Below are 18,592 nucleotides of genomic sequence, written 5' to 3'. Positions count from 1 at the left end.
GTTCGTCCGAGCGGGCCGGTCAGTGCCCGGCCGCGCGCGTGGTCAGTGCTTGGCCGGTACGTACGGAGCGAGCTCCGCCGCCAGCACCTCGTGCACCCGCGCCTTGAGCAGGGTGCCCTCCGGGGTGTGCTCCTCGGAGATCACCTCGCCCTCGGCGTGCGCCCGCGAGACCAGCTGTCCGTGCGTGTACGGCACGAGGGCCTCGATCTCGACCTCGGGGCGCGGCAGTTCGGCGTCGATGATGCCGAGCAGCTGCTCGATGCCCATGCCCGTACGAGCCGAGACCGCGATGGAGTGCTTCTCGATCCGCAGCAGGCGCTGGAGGACCAGCGGGTCCGCCGCGTCCGCCTTGTTGATCACCACGATCTCGGGCACGTCGACCGCGCCCACCTCGCGGATCACCTCGCGCACGGCGGCCAGCTGCTCCTCCGGAGCCGGGTGCGAGCCGTCCACCACGTGCAGGATCAGGTCGGAGTCGCCGACCTCCTCCATGGTGGAGCGGAACGCCTCGACCAGGTGGTGCGGCAGGTGCCGGACGAACCCGACGGTGTCGGCCAGTGTGTAGAGCCGCCCGCTGGGGGTCTCGGCCCGGCGCACGGTCGGGTCGAGGGTGGCGAACAGCGCGTTCTCCACCAGCACGCCCGCGCCCGTGAGGCGATTGAGCAGCGAGGACTTGCCCGCGTTGGTGTACCCGGCGATGGCGACCGAGGGGACCTTGTTGCGACGGCGCTCCTGGCGCTTGATCTCGCGGCCGGTCTTCATCTCCGCGATCTCCCGGCGCATCTTCGCCATCTTCTCGCGGATCCGCCGCCGGTCCGTCTCGATCTTGGTCTCACCGGGACCACGGGTGGCCATGCCGCCACCGGACGAGCCGGAGCCGCCACCACCCATCTGCCGGGAGAGCGACTGGCCCCAGCCGCGCAGCCTGGGCAGCATGTACTGCATCTGGGCGAGCGAGACCTGGGCCTTGCCCTCTCGGGACTTGGCGTGCTGGGCGAAGATGTCGAGGATCAGCGCGGTCCGGTCGACCACCTTGACCTTGACGACGTCTTCCAGATGGATGAGCTGGCCGGGGCTGAGCTCACCGTCGCAGACCACGGTGTCGGCGCCGGACTCCAGGACGATGTCCCGCAGCTCCTGCGCCTTGCCGGAGCCGATGTAGGTGGCCGGGTCGGGCTTGTCACGGCGCTGGTACACACCGTCGAGCACCATCGCGCCCGCCGTCTCGGCGAGGGCCGCGAGCTCCGCCAGGGAGTTCTCCGCGTCCTTCAGCGTGCCCGTGGTCCAGACGCCCACCAGCACGACGCGCTCCAGGCGCAGCTGGCGGTACTCGACCTCGGTGACGTCTTCCAGCTCGGTGGAGAGGCCCGCCACACGCCGCAGGGCGGCACGCTCGGAGCGGTCGAACTGCTCGCCGTCCCGCTCGCCGTCGATCTCGTGGCTCCAGGCGACGTCCTCTTCCATCAGGGCATCGGCCCGAAGGCTCTCGGTGCGGTTCTTCTCCGCGAAGCTCTGCTCGTCCTGGGAAGGGGATGAAGAGGAGGTCATTGGATCCTTACGTCGTTGGAATTGCGGTTACGTCGGTCACAACGCGTAATGGACCCGAAAGATTCCCGGGTGGAATCCGGCCCCGGCGGCGCCGCCGACCCGACGATGGTCGCACGGTGCCACCGGGGCCGTCACCCCGGTTTCCGGCGCCCTGCGGGGCCGGAGACGAGGCTCGTTCGCCTAGGCGTGCCGGGGCGCGGCGCTGCGCCAGTCCTTGTGCCCGGGCATCGGCGGCGTCTTCGCCCCGTACAGCCAGCCCTGGAAGAATCCGGCGAGGTCGTGACCGGCGATCTCGGACGCGAGGCGGGTGAAGTCGGCGGTGGTGGCCGTGCCGTCCCTGTGGTCGCTCACCCAGCGCCGCTCCAGCTCGCCGAACCTCGCCTCCCCGATCTCCTGCCGCAGGGCGAACAGCACCAGCGCGCTCCCGTCGTACACGACGGGCCGGAAGATGCTGATCTTCTGGCCGGGGGCGGGCGGCTTGGGAGCGGCGGGCGGCCCGCCCGCGGCGCGCCAGGCGTCGGACTGGCGGTAGGCCTCGCGCATCCGGGTCTCCAGGAGCCGCTTGCCGTGCTCCTGCGCGTACAAAGCCTCGTACCAGGTGGCGTGCCCTTCGTTGAGCCAGAGGTCGGACCACGCGCGCGGGGAGACGCTGTCGCCGAACCAGTGGTGGGCCAGCTCGTGCACCATCACCGAGTCCACGTACCACTCGGGGAACCCGGTGCGCACGAACAGTGACCGCTCGAAGAGCGAGAGGGTCTGGGTCTCCAGCTCGAACCCGGTGTCCGCGCCGGCGATCAGGACGCCGTACGTCTCGAAGGGGTACGGACCGACCAGGTTCTCCATCCACGCGATCTCGGCGGGTGTCTTCTTCAGCCAGCGCTCCAGCCGCTGCCGGTCGGCCGCCGGGACCACGTCGCGTACGGGCAGCCCGTGCGGCCCTGTGCGGCGCACCACGGCCGAGCGGCCGATGGAGACCTGGGCGAGCTCGGTCGCCATCGGATGCTCGCTGCGGTACGTGGAGACGGCCCGGCCGCCCGCCCACGTACGGCCCGTCTCCAGCCCGTTCGCGACGACCGTGTACTCCTTGGGGGCGTCCACCCGGAAGGTGAACATCGCCTTGTCGGAGGGGTGGTCGTTGCACGGGAACACGCGGTGCGCGGCGTCGGCCTGGTTGGCCATCACCAGGCCGTCGGTGGTGCGCACCCAGCCGCCGTCCTCGGCGCCGCGCGGATCACTGGTGTGCCGGACGGTGATCCGCAGCTCCTCGCCCGGGTACACCGGGTGGCGCGGGGTGATGACCAGGTCTTCTTCGGCGCTCGCGAACTCGGCCTGCCTCCCGTTGACTTCGACGCCGTGGACGGTGCCGTGCGCGAAGTCCAGGTTGATCCGGTCGAGCCAGCCGATGGCGCGGGCGTCGATGGTGGTGACGGCCTCCATCGGCTTGCTGTTGTCGCCCTGATAGGTGAATCCGATGTCGTACGCGAGGACGTCGTACCCGGGATTGCCCAGCGTCGGGAAGAGCGGGTCGCCGATTCCGGCCGGGGCGGGCGGCGGCGGAGCGGCGGCCAGGACACAGGCGGCTGCGGTGGCCAGCAGAGCGGCACGCACACGGCGTGAGGAGAGCAGCATGCCCTACCGCTACCAGCACACCGTGCGAGGGCGGGGCCGACGCGCACCACCCCCACCCGAACGAGCGTCGGCCCGACGGTTCAGCCGGCGGCCGCCGGGTGCTGCGCGCGGCTCACGTCGTACACCCCCGGCACATCGCGCATCACGCGCATCAGGGCGGGCAGCTCGGCGGCGTCGGGCAGCTGAAGTGTGTAGGTGTGCCGCACGCGCTGCTCGCTGGGCGGCTCGACGGTGGCGGAGACGATCGCGGCGCCCGCGGTGGCGATGGCCTCGGTGAGGTCGGCGAGCAGGCGCGGGCGCCCGAACGCCTCGGCGACCAGGGTGACCCGGCAGGCGGCGGTCTCGCCCCAGCGCACCCCGACCCTGGCCCGTCCGAGCGCCGTCATACGGGCCACCGCCGGGCACTCCTCGCGGTGCACGGTCACGGCGCCGCCGCGCACCGCGAAGCCGGTGACCGCGTCCGGCGGCACCGGCGTACAGCACCCCGCGAGCCGTACGGTCGCGTCCGGCAGGTCGGTGACGGCGTTGGCGGCGCTGCGCCGGTCGGTGGTGACGGAGATTTGCGGGCGGGGGGCGGCCGCCGGGACCTTGACCCCTTCGGGGTGGGCGGCGAGCCAGCCGGTGATGGCGATCCGGGCGGCCGGGGTCCTGGCGTGGTCGAGCCAGTCCGGGGACGGCCCGGAGGAGGCGTCCTGGGCGAGCAGCAGCTGCACGGTGTCGCCGTCGCTCAGCACCGTACTGAGCGTCGCCAGACGGCCGTTGACGCGCGCGCCGATGCAGCGGTGGGCGGCCTCGCCGTGCTGGGCGTACGCGGCGTCCACGCAGCTCGCTCCGGCCGGCAGACCCAGGGTGCGGCCGTCGGCGCAGAACACGGTGATCTCGCGGTCCTGCGCCAGTTCCTCCCGTAGGGAGGACCAGAAGGTGTCGGGGTCCGGCGCGTTCTGCTGCCAGTCCAGGAGGCGGGAGAGCCAGCCGGGCCGGGTGGGGTCCTCGCGCTCGTCGGCCGCCGGGTCGGCGCCGTCGCCGGGCCCGCCCCCGGCGTAGGGATTGCCGAGGGCGACGACGCCGGCCTCGGCCACCCGGTGCATCTGGTGGGTGCGGATGAGGACTTCGGCCACCGCGCCGTCGGAGCTCGCCACCGCCGTGTGCAGCGACTGGTACAGGTTGAACTTGGGGGCGGCGATGAAGTCCTTGAACTCGGAGATCACCGGGGTGAAGCAGGTGTGCAGCTCACCGAGGACGGCGTAGCAGTCGGCGTCCTCGGCGACCAGGACAAGCAGCCGGCCGAAGTCGGTGCCGCGCAGCTCTCCGCGTTTGAGCTGGACGCGGTGGACGGAGACGAAGTGCCGTGGCCGGATGAGGACTTCGGCACTGATGCCGGCCTCGCGCAGGACCGCCCTGACGTTGTCCGCGATGGTGGTCAGCGGGTCCTCATGGCCCGAGTTGGCCGCGATCAGCGCCCGGGTGCGCTCGTACTCCTCGGGGTGGAGGATGGCGAAAACCAGATCCTCCAGCTCGGTCTTGAGCGCCTGCACCCCCAGCCGCTCGGCCAGCGGAATCAGCACGTCACGGGTGACTTTGGCGATTCTCGCCTGCTTCTCCGGGCGCATCACGCCCAGGGTGCGCATGTTGTGCAGCCGGTCCGCGAGTTTGATCGACATCACGCGTACGTCGTTGCCGGTGGCGACGAGCATCTTGCGGAAGGTCTCGGGCTCGGCCGCCGCGCCGTAGTCGACCTTCTCCAACTTGGTGACGCCGTCCACCAGATAGGTGACTTCCTCGCCGAACTCCGCCCGTACCTGATCGAGCGTCACCTCGGTGTCCTCGACGGTGTCGTGCAGCAGCGAGGCCGTCAACGTGGTGGTTTCGGCGCCCAGTTCGGCCAGGATGAGGGTGACGGCCAGCGGATGCGTGATGTACGGCTCGCCGCTCTTGCGGAACTGGCCCCGGTGGGACGTTTCCGCGAGGACGTACGCGCGCCGCAGCACCGCCAGGTCGGCGTCGGGGTGGTGGGCCCGGTGCGCCTCGGCGACGTGCCCGATGGCGTCGGGCAGCCGGTCGCGCGAGGTGGGGCCCAGCAGGGCGGCCCGGCCCAGCCTGCGGAGGTCGATCCTGGGAAGGCCGCGTCGGCGACTCTGTGCGTCAGGATTCGTGGCCTCTGCACTCATGGGGCACCTCCGGCAGCATCGACCGGCGGTGGAAAGGCAGGCGCGCCCTCCGGGCCGGTGCTTGATGCTACCGACCCCACCACGTGGCGCAGTCCGGCTCTCGCTCAGCGTGAACCGGATCACCCATTCGAGCGAAGGTTCAGGCCACGGCCGTTTCAACCGCCGCGAGCAGCGCCGGGTCGATCACACCTTCGGCGACGATCACGGCGGGGCCGGTCATCTCGATCTCGCCGTCGGGGAACTCCGTGATCACCAGGGTCCCGCCCGGGAGGTCCACCGTGTACGTCACGGGGGCGCCGGTGACGGCGGGGTCCGCGCCGTCCCTGCGGGCCGCCGCCACGGCGACCGCGCACGCGCCGGTGCCGCACGAGCGGGTTTCGCCGGAGCCGCGCTCGTACACGCGCATCGCCACGTGGCCGGGGCCCCGGTCGACGACGAACTCGACGTTCACACCCTCCGGGTAGACGGCGGCCGGGCTGTACGGCGGCACCGAACGCAGTTCGCCCGCGTGGGCCAGGTCCTCGACGAAGGCGACCGCGTGCGGGTTGCCCATGTTGACGTTGCGGGCGGGCCAGCTACGGCCCTCCACCTCGACGGTGACGCCCTCTTCCGGCAGCACGGCGCGGCCCATGGAGACCGTGACGTCGCCGCTCTTGGCGATGTGCGCCTTCTTGACCCCGCCCCGGGTGGCGATCGCCAGGTCGCCCTCCTCGACGAGCCCGGCGCGCTGGAGGTACCCGGCGAAGACGCGCACACCGTTGCCGCACATCTCGGCGATCGAGCCGTCCGAGTTGCGGTAGTCCATGAACCACTCGGCCTCGCCGGCCATGGCCTTCGCCTCGGGGTGCGCGGCGCTGCGCACGACGTGGAGCAGCCCGTCGCCGCCGATGCCGGCCCGGCGGTCGCAGAGGCGGGCGACGGTGGTGGCGGGCAGGTCGACGGTGTTGTCCGGGTCGGGGAGGATCACGAAGTCGTTCTCGGTCCCGTGGCCCTTGAGGAAGGTGAGCGGCGAGGTGTTGTTCACGCCGTCAATCGTACGGGTGCCCACTGACAACGGGCCGGGAGCTCCGGGACGACGGGCCGCGGGGGAATGCGCCCCCGTCAGGATCAGCGGCACCGGACTGCGCCGGGCCGAAGCCGGGCCGCGGTGCTCAGCGCAGCCGGGCCACGCGCCAGACGGCCAGGGCCACCGCCGCCGCCAGGCCGACCACGTACAGCCCGATCACGCGCCAGTCGGGGCGCTCGCCCGAGCCGCGCGCGGGCAGGCCGGGCCAGGTATAGCCGACGCGGCGGGCGGCCATCATGCCCCAGCCGGCGGCGCAGCAGCTGATCAGGAGGCCGAGCATGGCCACGACGGGGCCGCCGTCGCCGAACTCGAAGGCGAGCGGGAAGGCGAACATCAGCGAGCCCATGGCCGCGAGCATCACGATCGGCGCGAGCTGCCAGATCCGCAGCCTGCGCTGCGGGCGGATCTCGACCTCGACCTCGCCGCCCTCGGCGAGCACGCCGTCGTCCTGCGGTCCGTCGGGGGTGAGGCCGACGGCTCCCGGAACGGCGGGGCCCAGGGCGCCGACGGTCAGCTCGGCGGGGCTCGGCTCCGGGGCGTCGCGGTGGGCGGGCTCCCGTCCGGCGTCGCTCACGTCCGGCCCTTCCGACACTGCCGTCACTTCCGAAGGACCCGGTCGCGCGGGCTCGTCCCGCGTTCCGTGCTCTCTGTCGCGAGGGCCGGCCTCCATCGCCACGCGCCCTCCCAACTCGGACTCCACTGGTCGATCGAGGTCGATGATGGCACGCGCGCGGGTGCCTGAATGACCGGCGGTGCGTCCCGATGCCATCACGTGATCAGGCTGTGACCGCTCGTTCGACCAACACCAGCGCCTGCTGCGGGAGTTCCCCGCGGTGCTCGGCGGCGCCGCTCAGCCAGTGCACGCGCGGGTCCCGGCGGAACCAGGAGTCCTGGCGGCGCGCGAAGCGCTTGGTGGCGCGGACGGTCTCGACGCGCGCCTCGTCCTCGGTGCACTCCCCCGCGAGCGCCGTGAGCACCTGCTGGTAGCCCAACGCGCGCGATGCGGTACGCCCCTCCCGCAGCCCCTGGGCCTCCAGCGCGCGCACCTCGTCCACCAGGCCGGCCTCCCACATCCGGTCGACCCGGACGGCGATGCGCTCGTCGAGCTCGGGGCGGCCGACGTCGACGCCGATCTGCACGGTGTCGTACACGGAGTCGTGGCCGGGCAGGTTGGCGGTGAACGGCTTGCCGGTGATCTCGATGACCTCCAGGGCCCGCACGATCCTGCGGCCGTTGCTGGGCAGGATCGCACGCGCGGCGTCGGGGTCGGCCCCGGCCAGCCGCCGGTGCAGCGCGCCGGACCCGTCCTGCTCCAGTTCGCGCTCCAGACGCGCGCGTACGTCGGGGTCGGTGCCGGGAAAGTCGAGCACGTCGATCGCCCCGCGCACATAGAGGCCGGAGCCGCCCACGAGGACGGGAGTGCGGCCCTCGGCGAGCAGCCGGTCGATCTCGGCGCGGGCGAGCTTCTGGTACTCGGCCACGCTGGCGGGCTCGGTCACGTCCCAGATGTCCAGGAGGTGGTGGGGCACTCCGCCGCGCTCGTCGAGCGTCAGCTTGGCGGTGCCGATATCCATCCCCCGGTAGAGCTGCATCGAGTCGGCGTTGACGACCTCGCCGCCGAGCTGCTGGGCGAGGAAGACACCCAGATCGGACTTTCCGGCCGCTGTGGGACCGACGACGGCGATGACCCGCGGTGCGGGAGCTGCAGTTCTCACGGTCACAGTCTCGCAAACCTCGGCGACCGTCCCCGAACGAGCTACGTGACGGGGCGCATGCGGGTTCGTTGCCTGTTGCGAGGTTCCGACCGCCGGTTTGCCGGACCGGTGCCCCCGGGCGACGCAATGAGGCGCTCCGGACGGGGTGGGATTTCGCCCACACGAGTACGCTATGGAGTTGATATGGGCGTTTTTTCAATTTTTCGCCGTAAGGCCGATGCGGCTGTAGCGGAGTCAACAGAGGAGGCGAAGGCCGCCACCCTGACGGCCGAGGAGGCCGTGGAGGGCGAGCCCGAGGCCGTCGCCGAGACGGATTCCGAGCCTGCCGCGGAGGCCGCGGCGGAGGAGCCCGCCGAAGAGGCCGCCGCGGAGGGCGTGGAGATTCCCAAGCAGCAGTCGGCGGAGGAAGCGGCGGACAGCGAGGCGGGCGAGAGCGCCCGGAAGTAACGTGGCGTACGCACACATTTCGTACGTTCCCCTGGTCGAGGGCGCACGGCTCCCGAGATGAGGGCAGAGGGAAGGTGACCACATGGGCTTCCTGGACACCCTGAAGGCCAAGCTGGCCCCCGCCAAGGACAAGGTCTCCGACTTCGCGCAGCAGCACGAGGACAAGATCGGGCAGGGGCTGGACAAGGTCGCCAAGACGGTCGACGAAAAGACCAAGGGCAAGTACAGCGACAAGATCCACACAGGTACGGGGAAGGCCAAGGACGCCCTGGACCGGATCTCGCACAAGGACGACGGCGGCACCCCGCCACCGACGGCCTGATCACCTCGGGGACGGCCGTGGAGCGCACCAGCTCCACGGCCGTCCCCGTGTGGTGTCGCGGCGCGCCGCTTCCAGGCGGCCCGGCCGGGATCCGGTGTCGCTCAGGACCAGTCGCTCAGGACCAGACGGCGACGAAGTACCCCACGCCGTACGGCGCGTCCTCGTACAGCAGCCGGCCTCCCAGGTCCGCGCCCTCCGCGGCGCCCGCCAGCACCTGCCAGGGTGCCCGGCCGGCCGCCTTCAGCTCGTACGCGAGCTCCGCGTCCAGCTCCAGCAGCGCGCGCGTGTCGGCGGCGCCCAGCGCGCGCGCCGCCCCCTCGTCGAAGGCGGCGGCGCGCTCGTCGAGGTAGCCGGGGGCCTTGAGGGTGCGGCAGGCGCTGCCGTCGCCCATCACCAGGAGGGCGACCCGGTCGGCCCTTGCGCCCAGGTTCCGGCCCGCGTCGGCGCAGCGTGCGGCCTCCAGGGGCTCGCCCACTCCGAGTCCCTCGACCGGGGCGTCCGACCAGCCGGACCGTTCCAGCAGCCATGCGCCGACGGCGAGCGAGGGCGGCAGCTCCCGCTCCTCGCGCGCGTCGCCGTCGGCCGGCGCCGGGCCGAGCGTGACGCGGAGGTCCACGCCGAAGCCCGCGAAGGACCCGGGCGCGCCCTGGGGGTGCGGGCCGCGCGCCGCCTGGTCGGCCGGTCCGACCACGACGAGCAGATCGGGCCGGGAGGCCGCCAGCAGCCCCACGGCGTCGGCGCAGGCCTTCCGCGCGGCATCGAGCTCCGGCGCGGCACCGGAGGCGACCGCGGGCACCAGCAGCGGCGGACAGGGGCAGACAGCGGCGGCTACGAGCATGATCCGCAGCGTAGTGGGTGCGCCCGGCTTCGGCCCCGCACGGGGCGCCGCGAACCGGCCATACCGCGCGAGCCGAGCCCGTACAGACCGCTCGCCCGCCTCGTCAGCCGGAACCCGCCACGCGCGCGTGAGCGAGCCGCCGGTGAGCGGCTGCGCCTACGCGCGCGTGGATGGGGCGCACGGGGTGAGCGACGCGCTCGTCCTCGGCCGCGCTGCGCCTACGCGCGCGTGGACGGCGCCTCGCACGACGTGCGGCTCAGACGACGCTGCATCCGCCCGTCGCGGCCGGCAGCGGCTCGGGGACGCCGATCTTCGGCAGGCCGAGCATCACACCGGCGGGCTGCGCCGGGGCCGCGTTGCGCTTCTCCCAGGCGTCGCCCGCGCGGGTGCGGCGCACGGCGCCGGTCGGGCCCTCGGCCAGCAGGTGGTGCGGGGCGGCGTAGGTGATCTCGACGGTCACCACGTCACCGGGGCGCACGTCCTGCTCCGGCTTGGTGAAGTGCACCAGACGGTTGTCGGGGGCGCGGCCGGAGAGCCGGTGCGTGCTGCCGTCCTTGCGACCCTCGCCCTCGGCGACCATGACCTCCAGGGTGCGGCCGACCTGCTTCTTGTTCTCCTCCCAGGAGATCTCCTCCTGGAGGGCCACCAGGCGCTCGTACCGCGCCTGCACGACCTCCTTGGGGATCTGCCCCTCCATGGTCGCCGCGGGGGTGCCGGGGCGCTTGGAGTACTGGAAGGTGAAGGCGTTCGCGAAGCGGGCCTCGCGGACCGCGTGCATGGTCTGCTCGAAGTCCTCCTCGGTCTCGCCGGGGAAGCCCACGATGATGTCGGTGGAGATGGCCGCGTGCGGAATGGCGGCGCGGACCTTCTCGATGATCCCGAGGAAACGCTCCTGCCGGTAGGAGCGGCGCATCGCCTTGAGGATGGTGTCCGAGCCGGACTGCAGCGGCATGTGGAGCTGCGGCATCACGTTCGGGGTCTCGGCCATCGCGGCGATCACGTCGTCCGTGAAGTCGCGCGGGTGCGGCGAGGTGAAGCGGACCCGCTCCAGGCCCTCGATCTTGCCGCAGGCGCGCAGCAGCTTGGAGAAGGCCTCGCGGTCGCCGATGTCCGAGCCGTACGCGTTGACGTTCTGGCCGAGCAGGGTGATCTCGGAGACGCCCTCGGCGACCAGCGCCTCCACCTCGGCGAGGATGTCGCCGGGGCGGCGGTCCTTCTCCTTGCCGCGCAGTGCGGGGACGATGCAGAAGGTGCAGGTGTTGTTGCAGCCGACGGAGATGGAGACCCAGGCCGCGTAGGCGGACTCGCGCCGGGTCGGCAGCGTCGAGGGGAACGCCTCCAGCGACTCGGCGATCTCGACCTGCGCCTCTTCCTGGATGCGGGCGCGCTCGAGGAGCACCGGCAGCTTGCCGATGTTGTGCGTGCCGAAGACGACGTCCACCCAGGGCGCCCGCTGGACGATGGTGTCGCGGTCCTTCTGGGCCAGGCAGCCGCCGACGGCGATCTGCATCCCGGGCCGCTTCGTCTTCATCGGGGCGAGCCGGCCGAGATTGCCGTACAGCTTGTTGTCGGCGTTCTCGCGCACCGCGCAGGTGTTGAAGACGACGACGTCGGCGTCACCGTCGCTGCCCTCGGGCGCGCGTACGTAGCCCGCGCCCTCCAGGAGGCCGGACAGCCGCTCGGAGTCGTGCACGTTCATCTGGCACCCGTAGGTGCGCACCTCGTACGTTTTCAAACCCTCTACCTCGCTCATCTCGTACACCAGGGTACGAGGTCGCACCGACAGCCCGCCCCGCCCTTCCCCGACCCCGGGCCTGGCCATCACGGGGAGTGAGCTGGCAGGATCGCGCCATGCTCCAGGCCCTCCCCCGCGTCAGCCGCCGCCGTGCCCTCCAGGGGGCGGTCGCGGCCCTGGTGGTGTTCGGGCTGCTGCTGTGGTGGCTGCTGTCGCTGGGCGCCGCGCGGCCGTCGGGAACGATCACGTTCAGTACGGGCGTACGGACCGGGGTCTACCAGCGGTACGGCGAGCTGCTCGAGCGGGCGCTCGCCGACGATCTGCCCGAGGTGGACGTCCGGCTCCAGACCAGCGAGGGCTCGCAGCAGAACCTGAAGCGGGTGGCCACCGGGCAGGCCGACTTCACCATCGCGACCGCCGACGCGGTGGCCAAATACCTCCGCGACGGCTCCGTCGGGGCCGACCGGCTGCGCGGCTGCGCCCGCCTCTACGACGACTACGTCCAGCTCGTCGTGCCCCGCGACTCACCGGTGCACACGACGGCGGACCTGCGCTCCAAGCGGGTCGGCATAGGCCAGCCCGGGTCGGGGGTGCGGCTGCTCGCGCAGCGGCTGATGACCGCCGCCAAGCTGGATCCGGCGCGGGACATCACTCCGGTGTCGGCGGGCATCGACACCATGCCGGAGCTGCTGCGGACCGGGAAGATCGACGCGTTCTTCTGGTCGGGCGGGCTGCCCACCACGGCGGTGCTGCGGCTGTCCCAGCAGGACCAGATCCGGCTGGTGCCGCTGGGCGACCTGGTCACCGAGCTGCACGCCGAGGACGGTCTCACCGGTTTCTACCGGGCGGCGACCATGCCCGCCGACGCCTATCCGCAGGCGCAGCGGGGCGTCGCCGTACCGACGATCGCGGTGCCGAACCTGCTGGTCACCACGGACCGCACGGATCCGGGTCTGACCGAGGAGTTCACCCATACGGTGATCCGCAGCAGGGACACCATCGGCCGCGAGGTGCACGCCGCGCAGCTGGTGGACCTGCGCACCGCGATCTACACGGACCCGCTGCCGCTGCACGACGGCGCCCGCCGCTACTACCTCTCGACCAAGCCCTGACCCAGGTCACCGGCAGGCGGCCGGGCGCGCGCTCAGCCGGTCGGCGAGGTGCGCGGCACCCGGAGCGTCACCCGCAGGCCGTGCGGCTCGTGGTGGGCGTACGTGATGGTGCCGTCGCCCGCCGCGAGCAGGATCCGCGAGATGGACAGGCCCAGGCCCGAGCCCTTCACGTTCTGATGCCGGCCCGAGCGCCAGAACCGGTCCCCGATCCGGCTGAGTTCGTCGTCGGTCAGGCCGGGTCCGAGGTCGGTGACGGTGATCTTCGAGTAGTCGCCTTCGGCGGCGACGGCGACCGTGACCTCCTCACCCTCCGGAGTGAACTTCAGTGCGTTGTCGATGACGGCGTCCAGGGCGCTGGAGAGCGCCACCGGGTCCGCCCAGGCGGTGACGGCGGCCCGCCGCTCGGTGAGCCGCACGCCCTTGTCCTCGGCGAGCGGACGCCAGGCCTCCACCCGCTCGCCCGCCAGCGCGCCGATGTCGGTGAGCCGGAGGTCCGCCTCGGCGTGCTCGGCCAGCGCCAGGCCCAGCAGGTCGTCGAGCACCTGGGCCAGGCGCTTTCCCTCGGCGCGCACCGAGGCGATCTCCTCGTTCCCTTCGGGCAGTTCGAGCGCGAGGAGTTCGATGCGCAACAGCAGGGCGGAGAGCGGGTTGCGCAGCTGGTGGGAGGCGTCGGCGACGAAGGCGCGCTGCTGGTCCAGCACGTCCTCGACGTTGTCCGCCATCTCGTTGAACGACCGGGCCAGCCTTCTGAGTTCCGGAGGTCCCCCGGCGACCGCGACGCGTGACTTCATGCGCCCGGTCGCGATGTCGTGGGTGGCCGCGTCCAGGACGCGTACGGGCCGCAGCACCCAGCTGGTGAGCCGGAAGGCCGCGCCGACGGCGAGCAGCATCGCCGCCACCTCGCCCGCCGCGATGAGCAGCCAGCCGCGCAGCACCGCCGAACGCATGTGCCCGGTGGGCGAGTCGGTGACCACCACGGCGATCACATCGCCCTCGCGCACCACCGGGGAGGCCACCACGAGCCGTCCGCGCCGCCACGGCCACACCTGGGGCGGATCGTGGCTCCTGCGGCCCGCCAGCGCCTCCTGGAAGGCGTCCTTGCCCCTACTGTCGTCCGGCACGCCCCAGCCTCGGGGGGCGCTCGCCATGGCCACGCTGTTGCGGAAGAAGACGCCCGCGCGGATCCCGTACAGCTCGTGGTAGCGGGCGAGTTCCTCCTCCAGGGTGGCCAGGCGCTCCTTGCTGCTGGTGTCCTTGTCGTCGGCGGCGCTGACGAACTGGGCGAGCGCCGCGAAGCGCGCGGTGTCGTCGATCCGGTCGACGACCACCTTCTGCTGCTGGGCGGAGGCGACGCTGATCGCGAGCGGGAAGCCCAGCGCCATCAGGACGAGGGCGAGCAGGAAGATCAGCAGCGGCAGGAGTCGCGTACGCACCGGGGCGTCGGGCCTTACAGCGCGGCCGGGGCGACGAGCCGGTAGCCGACGCCGCGCACGGTCTCGATCAGGGCCGGCATCCGCAGCTTGGAGCGCAGGGAGGCGACATGCACTTCCAGGGTGCGCCCCGTGCCCTCCCAACTGGTGCGCCACACCTCGCTGATGATCTGCTCGCGCCGGAAGACCACCCCGGGCCGCTGGGCGAGCAGCGCGAGCAGGTCGAACTCCTTGCGGGTGAGCTGGACGCACTCGCCGTCGACGCTGACCCGGCGGGTGGGCAGCTCGATGTGGACGCGCCCCAGCCGCAGGGCGGCCGCCGGGATCGCGCCGCTGTCCTCGCCCGTGGTGGTGCGGCGGCTGACCGCGTGGATGCGCGCCAGCAGCTCGCCGGTGTCGTAGGGCTTGACCACGTAGTCGTCGGCGCCGAGGTTCAGGCCGTGGATGCGCGAGCGGACGTCCGCGCGCGCGGTGACCATGATCACCGGGATGGCGGTGCGCTTGCGGATCTTCCCGCAGACCTCGTAGCCGTCCTGGTCGGGCAGCCCGAGGTCGAGCAGGACGACCCCGAAGGGCTCCTTGGGGGCGCGGTCGTCGGGCAGCAGCGCCCGCAGCGCCTCCTCACCGTTGCGCGCGTGCACCACGGCGAAGCCGTGCTTGGCGAGCACGGCGGACAGGGCCGCGGCGACGTGGTCGTCGTCCTCGACGAGCAGCAGTCTCATCGTCCCCCCTCCGTAGTCGTCGCCAGGCATGTACTCCCGCATCCACGCCCATGCCGCGGGGGTGCGTCAAGGGGACACCCACCGGAGCGCGGCATCCGTTACGCAGCCGGTATTGCATCGCGCGCCCCCTTCACAGAGAGTGCCACCCCGCTACCCGATCGTGATGCTCAATTTCCGCTCAGATGTAATGACGCTGGTCGTAGCGGCGCACTACGTTCCTCCCCAACCGAGGAAGAGCGGAGCTGGAAGCCGATGAGCGGAGTATCAGTGGCCAAGGACGCCGAGGACGCGGCACCCGCGTCGGGCGACCTGGTCGTGCTGAGCAACGTCAACAAGCACTTCGGCGCGCTGCACGTGCTCCAGGACATCGACCTGACGATCGCGCGCGGCGAGGTCGTCGTCGTGATCGGACCGTCGGGGTCCGGAAAGTCCACGCTGTGCCGCACCATCAACCGCCTGGAGACGATCGACTCCGGGGCGATATCGATCGACGGGAAGCCGCTGCCGCAGGAGGGCCGCGAACTGGCCCGGCTCCGCGCCGACGTCGGCATGGTCTTCCAGTCGTTCAACCTCTTCGCGCACAAGACCGTGCTGGAGAACGTCATGCTGGGCCAGACCAAGGTCCGCAGGACGGAGAAGAAGCAGGCCGAGGCCAAGGGCCGCGCCCTGCTCGACCGGGTCGGCGTGGGCACCCAGGCCGACAAGTACCCGGCGCAGCTGTCCGGCGGACAGCAGCAACGCGTCGCCATCGCACGCGCGTTGGCGATGGACCCGAAGGTCATGCTCTTCGACGAGCCCACCTCCGCGCTCGACCCGGAGATGATCAACGAGGTCCTGGAAGTCATGCAGCAGCTGGCGCGCGACGGCATGACGATGATCGTCGTCACCCATGAGATGGGCTTCGCCCGCTCCGCCGCCAACCGCGTCGTCTTCATGGCCGACGGCAAGATCGTCGAAGAGGCCACGCCCGACCAGTTCTTCAGCAACCCGCGCAGCGACCGGGCCAAGGACTTCCTGTCGAAGATCCTTCACCACTGAGGCTCCCCGCGGACCCGGAGCGGCTGCCCGAGTGCGGCTCCTCCCCCACCGGCGCCACCGGCCGACGGCCCCCACATCTGAGCGATTCAAGCGATACGAGGGATGTTCACATGAAGCTCCGCCAGTCCGCCGCCTTCGCGGCGATCGCTGTGCTCGCGCTGACCGCGACCGCCTGCGGCGGCAAGTCCGGCTCCGCGGGCGACAAGCAGGCCGCCAAGCCCGGCCAGTCGGGCGCCCCGCAGCTGCCCACGTACACCGTGGCCAAGGACGTCACCGTCGACTCCCCCACGTTCAAGGCCGCCAAGGCCCGCGGCAAGCTGATCATCGGCTCCAAGGCCGACCAGCCCTACCTCGGCTTCGAGGACCAGTCGACCAAGGTGCGCTCCGGCTTCGACGTCGAGATCGCCAAGATGATCGCCGCCGACCTCGGCTTCACCGACAAGCAGATCGAGTGGAAGACCGTCGACTCCGGCATCCGTGAGACCGCGATCTCCAAGGGCCAGGTCGACTACTACGTAGGCACCTACACGATCAACGACAAGCGCAAGAAGCTGGTCGGCTTCGCGGGCCCGTACTACAAGGCCGGCGCCGACCTGCTGGTCCGCAAGGACGAGACCTCGATCACCGACAAGAGCACGGTCAAGGGCAAGAAGGTCTGCTCGATCGTCGGCTCCACCCCGCTCCAGGAGATCAAGAAGCCGGAGTACGGCGCGAAGGTCGTCGAGCTCGCCAAGTACTCCGACTGCGTGCAGCAGCTGCTGACCAAGCAGGTCGACGCGGTCACCACCGACGACTCGATCCTCAAGGGCTACGCGGCCGCCAACCCCGGCAAGCTCAAGGTGACCGGCCACCCCTTCACCCAGGAGCCGTACGGCGTCGGCATGAACAAGGACGACAAGGCGCTGCGCGACTTCGTCAACACCTCGATCGAGAAGCACGTCCAGGACGGCACCTACAAGAAGATCTACGAGGCGACCCTCGGTCTGTCGGACGCCAAGTACGTCGCCCCGCCGGCCGTCCAGCGCTACTGATCCGGTCGCACCCGTACGGGTGTCACCGAGACGGCGCGGTTGACCGCGCCGACGCCGACCCGGCCGGCTGAGCCGCCCTCCACGCGCGCGTGGAGGGCGCTCCCGGCCCTGCCCGCCCAGCCGCCCGCCGACGCGGAGACCTCATGAACGTACTGCTCGACAACTTCTCGGAATTCCGTGACGGCTTCATAGGAACCGTGGAGATCACCGCCGTCAGTTCGGTCATCGCCCTGGTCCTCGGGCTGCTGCTGGCCGGATTCCGGGTCTCGCCGGTGCCGCCGCTGCGCTTCTTCGGCACCGCCTGGGTGACGCTGCTGCGCAACACCCCGCTGACCCTGCTGTTCCTCGTCTTCTTCTTCGTCGTCCCGGAGATCTTCTTCCCCGGGATGAGCCCCTTCCTGCTCGGCTCGCTCGCCCTCGGCTTCTACACGGCCTCCTTCGTGTGCGAGACGGTCAGGTCCGGCATCAACACCGTGCCGCTGGGCCAGGCCGAGGCCGCCCGCTCGATCGGGATGACGTTCACGCAGACCCTGCGCCTGATCGTGCTGCCGCAGGCCACCCGGACCGTCATCCCGCCGCTGAGCTCGATCTTCATCGCGCTCACCAAGAACTCGGCCATCGCCGGCGCCTTCAGCGTCACCGAACTCTTCGGCTGGCAGAAGCTGATGAGCGACCAGGGCTACGACATCGTCCCCGTCTTCGTCTGGGTCGCACTGGGCTACCTGGTCGTCACCTTCGCCATCAGCGGCGCCTTCCGCCTGCTGGAGAGCCGTATGGAGGTCGCCCGATGAGCGCCAGCGTTCTCTACGACGCCCCGGGCCCCAAGGCCGTCGTACGCAACCGGATCTACGCCGTCCTCGGCTCGCTCGCCATCCTCGCGCTGCTCGCCGTGAGCATCGTGCGGCTCTCGGACAAGGGCCATCTCGCCCCCGAGATGTGGGACATCTTCAACTACTCGGGCATCCGGGAGAACATCGCCGACGGCGTCGTCGCCACCCTGAAGGCCTTCGGCCTCGCGGCGGTCGGCTCGCTCGTCCTCGGTGTGCTCCTGGCGGTCGCCCGGCTCTCCGACCACAAGCCGGTCCGCTGGGCCGCGACGGGCTTCATCGAGCTGTTCCGCTCGATCCCGCTGCTGATCACCATCTACGCCGTCTGGGTCGGTTTCCTGACCGACTACTCGATGTGGGCGCTGGCACTCGGCCTGTCGATCTACAACGGCTGCGTCCAGGCCGAGGTGCTGCGCGCGGGCGTCAACTCCGTGCCCAAGGGCCAGCGCGAGGCGGCGTACGCGCTCGGCATGAGCAAGACCCAGGTCATGGTCAGCGTGCTGATGCCGCAGGCGGTCCGGGCGATGCTGCCGACGATCATCAGCCAGCTGGTGGTGACCCTCAAGGACACCTCGCTCGGCTTCATCATCCTCTACCCCGAACTGCTCCAGACGGCCCGTCTGATCGCGAGCAACACCCAGGTCAACGGCCAGTATCCGTACGTGTCGACGATCGTCGTCATCGGCTGCATCTACGTGGCGATGTGCCTGGCGCTCTCCGGGCTCGCCACCTGGATCGAGCGGCGCGGCCGACGTGCGAAGACCGGCATCACCATGGCCCCGGCGGCGGCCCCGGTGACCGCCGCCGACCCGGTCGGTGCGGTCGTGGGCGCCGGTGCCGAAGTGCCCGACGGGCGGGACGGTACGACAAACTGACGGACTATGAGGCAGTGGCGCTCGCGTCACTGCCTCCGTCACTTGACGCAAGCACCCGCAGTGGGTTGCATACGTTCTGTGATCGTGCA

General features: G+C 71.3%; 17 protein-coding genes. 7 read left to right on the top strand and 10 right to left on the bottom strand.

The window, feature by feature from the left end; translation table 11 throughout:
* Positions 1–42: 42 nt before the first annotated feature.
* The 6 genes from hflX to miaA all read right to left on the bottom strand — a co-directional run bounded on the left by hflX (position 43) and on the right by miaA (position 8,126).
* Entirely contained in the window at positions 43–1,548 is a 1,506-nt protein-coding gene (hflX, locus tag BX283_RS29555) for a GTPase HflX (RefSeq protein WP_101390510.1), read from the bottom strand.
* Between the two features lie 180 nt (positions 1,549–1,728).
* Positions 1,729–3,177, bottom strand: a complete 1,449-nt coding sequence (locus BX283_RS29550) for a M1 family metallopeptidase (RefSeq protein ID WP_101390509.1) — start codon at positions 3,175–3,177, stop codon at positions 1,729–1,731.
* A gap of 80 nt (positions 3,178–3,257) precedes the next feature.
* A complete protein-coding gene (locus BX283_RS29545) occupies positions 3,258–5,345 on the bottom strand; it encodes a bifunctional (p)ppGpp synthetase/guanosine-3',5'-bis(diphosphate) 3'-pyrophosphohydrolase (RefSeq protein ID WP_101390508.1) in 2,088 nt (695 codons plus the stop codon).
* A 139-nt stretch (positions 5,346–5,484) separates the two neighbouring features.
* Positions 5,485–6,369, bottom strand: coding sequence for a diaminopimelate epimerase (gene dapF / locus BX283_RS29540; RefSeq protein ID WP_373979306.1), 885 nt, complete (start codon positions 6,367–6,369; stop codon positions 5,485–5,487).
* Between the two features lie 127 nt (positions 6,370–6,496).
* A complete protein-coding gene (locus BX283_RS29535) occupies positions 6,497–7,081 on the bottom strand; it encodes a hypothetical protein (protein WP_180357283.1) in 585 nt (194 codons plus the stop codon).
* A 106-nt stretch (positions 7,082–7,187) separates the two neighbouring features.
* Positions 7,188–8,126: a tRNA (adenosine(37)-N6)-dimethylallyltransferase MiaA gene (gene miaA, locus BX283_RS29530; protein ID WP_101392639.1), complete on the bottom strand. Its 939-nt coding sequence runs from the start codon at positions 8,124–8,126 to the stop codon at positions 7,188–7,190.
* A gap of 183 nt (positions 8,127–8,309) precedes the next feature.
* On the opposite strand from miaA, the gene BX283_RS29525 reads away from it, so the two are divergent.
* Complete coding sequence (locus BX283_RS29525) at positions 8,310–8,573, top strand: hypothetical protein (RefSeq protein WP_101390507.1); 264 nt, start codon at positions 8,310–8,312, stop codon at positions 8,571–8,573.
* Between the two features lie 82 nt (positions 8,574–8,655).
* Positions 8,656–8,895 (top strand): antitoxin, encoded by a 240-nt coding sequence (locus BX283_RS29520; RefSeq protein ID WP_101390506.1) that lies wholly within the window; start codon positions 8,656–8,658, stop codon positions 8,893–8,895.
* 115 nt (positions 8,896–9,010) lie between these two features.
* Here BX283_RS29520 and BX283_RS29515 read toward each other — a convergent pair whose 3' ends face one another.
* The gene (locus tag BX283_RS29515) at positions 9,011–9,733 is read right to left on the bottom strand and encodes a class III extradiol dioxygenase subunit B-like domain-containing protein (RefSeq protein ID WP_101390505.1); all 723 of its coding nucleotides are present in this window, start codon (positions 9,731–9,733) and stop codon (positions 9,011–9,013) included.
* Between the two features lie 256 nt (positions 9,734–9,989).
* Positions 9,990–11,486: a tRNA (N6-isopentenyl adenosine(37)-C2)-methylthiotransferase MiaB gene (gene miaB, locus BX283_RS29510; protein WP_101392638.1), complete on the bottom strand. Its 1,497-nt coding sequence runs from the start codon at positions 11,484–11,486 to the stop codon at positions 9,990–9,992.
* Between the two features lie 98 nt (positions 11,487–11,584).
* Here miaB and BX283_RS29505 point away from each other — a divergent pair, with 98 nt between their 5' ends.
* A complete protein-coding gene (locus tag BX283_RS29505; protein ID WP_101390504.1) occupies positions 11,585–12,580 on the top strand; it encodes a TAXI family TRAP transporter solute-binding subunit in 996 nt (331 codons plus the stop codon).
* A 32-nt stretch (positions 12,581–12,612) separates the two neighbouring features.
* On the opposite strand, the gene BX283_RS29500 is transcribed toward BX283_RS29505, so the two are convergent.
* Together BX283_RS29500 and BX283_RS29495 are read right to left on the bottom strand one after the other, a co-directional pair.
* Positions 12,613–14,013 (bottom strand): HAMP domain-containing sensor histidine kinase, encoded by a 1,401-nt coding sequence (locus tag BX283_RS29500; protein WP_101390503.1) that lies wholly within the window; start codon positions 14,011–14,013, stop codon positions 12,613–12,615.
* Positions 14,014–14,027: 14 nt separating this feature from the next.
* Positions 14,028–14,732 carry a response regulator transcription factor gene (locus tag BX283_RS29495; protein WP_101390502.1) on the bottom strand — a complete coding sequence of 235 codons (705 nt, stop codon included), beginning with the start codon at positions 14,730–14,732 and terminating at the stop codon, positions 14,028–14,030.
* Between the two features lie 252 nt (positions 14,733–14,984).
* Between BX283_RS29495 and BX283_RS29490 the strand changes: the two genes are divergently transcribed.
* The 4 genes from BX283_RS29490 (at position 14,985) to BX283_RS29475 (ending at position 18,503) form a co-directional block, all read left to right on the top strand.
* Entirely contained in the window at positions 14,985–15,770 is a 786-nt protein-coding gene (locus tag BX283_RS29490; RefSeq protein WP_101390501.1) for an amino acid ABC transporter ATP-binding protein, read from the top strand.
* Positions 15,771–15,880: 110 nt separating this feature from the next.
* On the top strand, positions 15,881–16,801 hold the full coding sequence (locus BX283_RS29485) for a glutamate ABC transporter substrate-binding protein (RefSeq protein WP_101390500.1): 921 nt from the start codon (positions 15,881–15,883) through the stop codon (positions 16,799–16,801).
* A gap of 143 nt (positions 16,802–16,944) precedes the next feature.
* A complete protein-coding gene (locus tag BX283_RS29480) occupies positions 16,945–17,592 on the top strand; it encodes an amino acid ABC transporter permease (RefSeq protein ID WP_101390499.1) in 648 nt (215 codons plus the stop codon).
* A complete protein-coding gene (locus BX283_RS29475) occupies positions 17,589–18,503 on the top strand; it encodes an amino acid ABC transporter permease (RefSeq protein WP_101390498.1) in 915 nt (304 codons plus the stop codon). Before BX283_RS29480 ends, BX283_RS29475 begins: the two co-directional genes overlap by 4 nt.
* The last annotated feature ends 89 nt before the right edge of the window (positions 18,504–18,592 follow it).

Origin of the sequence: Streptomyces sp. TLI_146 (assembly GCF_002846415.1) — a bacterium.
Lineage (GTDB): Bacteria > Actinomycetota > Actinomycetes > Streptomycetales > Streptomycetaceae > Streptomyces.
The sequence above is the reverse complement of the archived record's forward strand: the minus strand, read 5'-3'. Positions and strand labels throughout refer to the sequence as shown.

Bases quoted from the DNA above. Each gene is read 5' to 3' on its own strand.
- BX283_RS29495 (WP_101390502.1), bottom strand. From the start codon at position 14,732: ATGAGACTGCTGCTCGTCGAGGACGACGACCACGTCGCCGCGGCCCTG.
- BX283_RS29480 (WP_101390499.1), top strand. From the start codon at position 16,945: ATGAACGTACTGCTCGACAACTTCTCGGAATTCCGTGACGGCTTCATA.
- BX283_RS29535 (WP_180357283.1), bottom strand. From the start codon at position 7,081: ATGGAGGCCGGCCCTCGCGACAGAGAGCACGGAACGCGGGACGAGCCC.
- BX283_RS29545 (WP_101390508.1), bottom strand. From the start codon at position 5,345: ATGAGTGCAGAGGCCACGAATCCTGACGCACAGAGTCGCCGACGCGGC.
- BX283_RS29520 (WP_101390506.1), top strand. From the start codon at position 8,656: ATGGGCTTCCTGGACACCCTGAAGGCCAAGCTGGCCCCCGCCAAGGAC.
- BX283_RS29515 (WP_101390505.1), bottom strand. From the start codon at position 9,733: ATGCTCGTAGCCGCCGCTGTCTGCCCCTGTCCGCCGCTGCTGGTGCCC.
- BX283_RS29490 (WP_101390501.1), top strand. From the start codon at position 14,985: ATGAGCGGAGTATCAGTGGCCAAGGACGCCGAGGACGCGGCACCCGCG.
- BX283_RS29550 (WP_101390509.1), bottom strand. From the start codon at position 3,177: ATGCTGCTCTCCTCACGCCGTGTGCGTGCCGCTCTGCTGGCCACCGCA.
- BX283_RS29525 (WP_101390507.1), top strand. From the start codon at position 8,310: ATGGGCGTTTTTTCAATTTTTCGCCGTAAGGCCGATGCGGCTGTAGCG.
- BX283_RS29475 (WP_101390498.1), top strand. From the start codon at position 17,589: ATGAGCGCCAGCGTTCTCTACGACGCCCCGGGCCCCAAGGCCGTCGTA.
- hflX (WP_101390510.1), bottom strand. From the start codon at position 1,548: ATGACCTCCTCTTCATCCCCTTCCCAGGACGAGCAGAGCTTCGCGGAG.
- BX283_RS29485 (WP_101390500.1), top strand. From the start codon at position 15,881: ATGAAGCTCCGCCAGTCCGCCGCCTTCGCGGCGATCGCTGTGCTCGCG.
- miaB (WP_101392638.1), bottom strand. From the start codon at position 11,486: ATGAGCGAGGTAGAGGGTTTGAAAACGTACGAGGTGCGCACCTACGGG.
- BX283_RS29505 (WP_101390504.1), top strand. From the start codon at position 11,585: ATGCTCCAGGCCCTCCCCCGCGTCAGCCGCCGCCGTGCCCTCCAGGGG.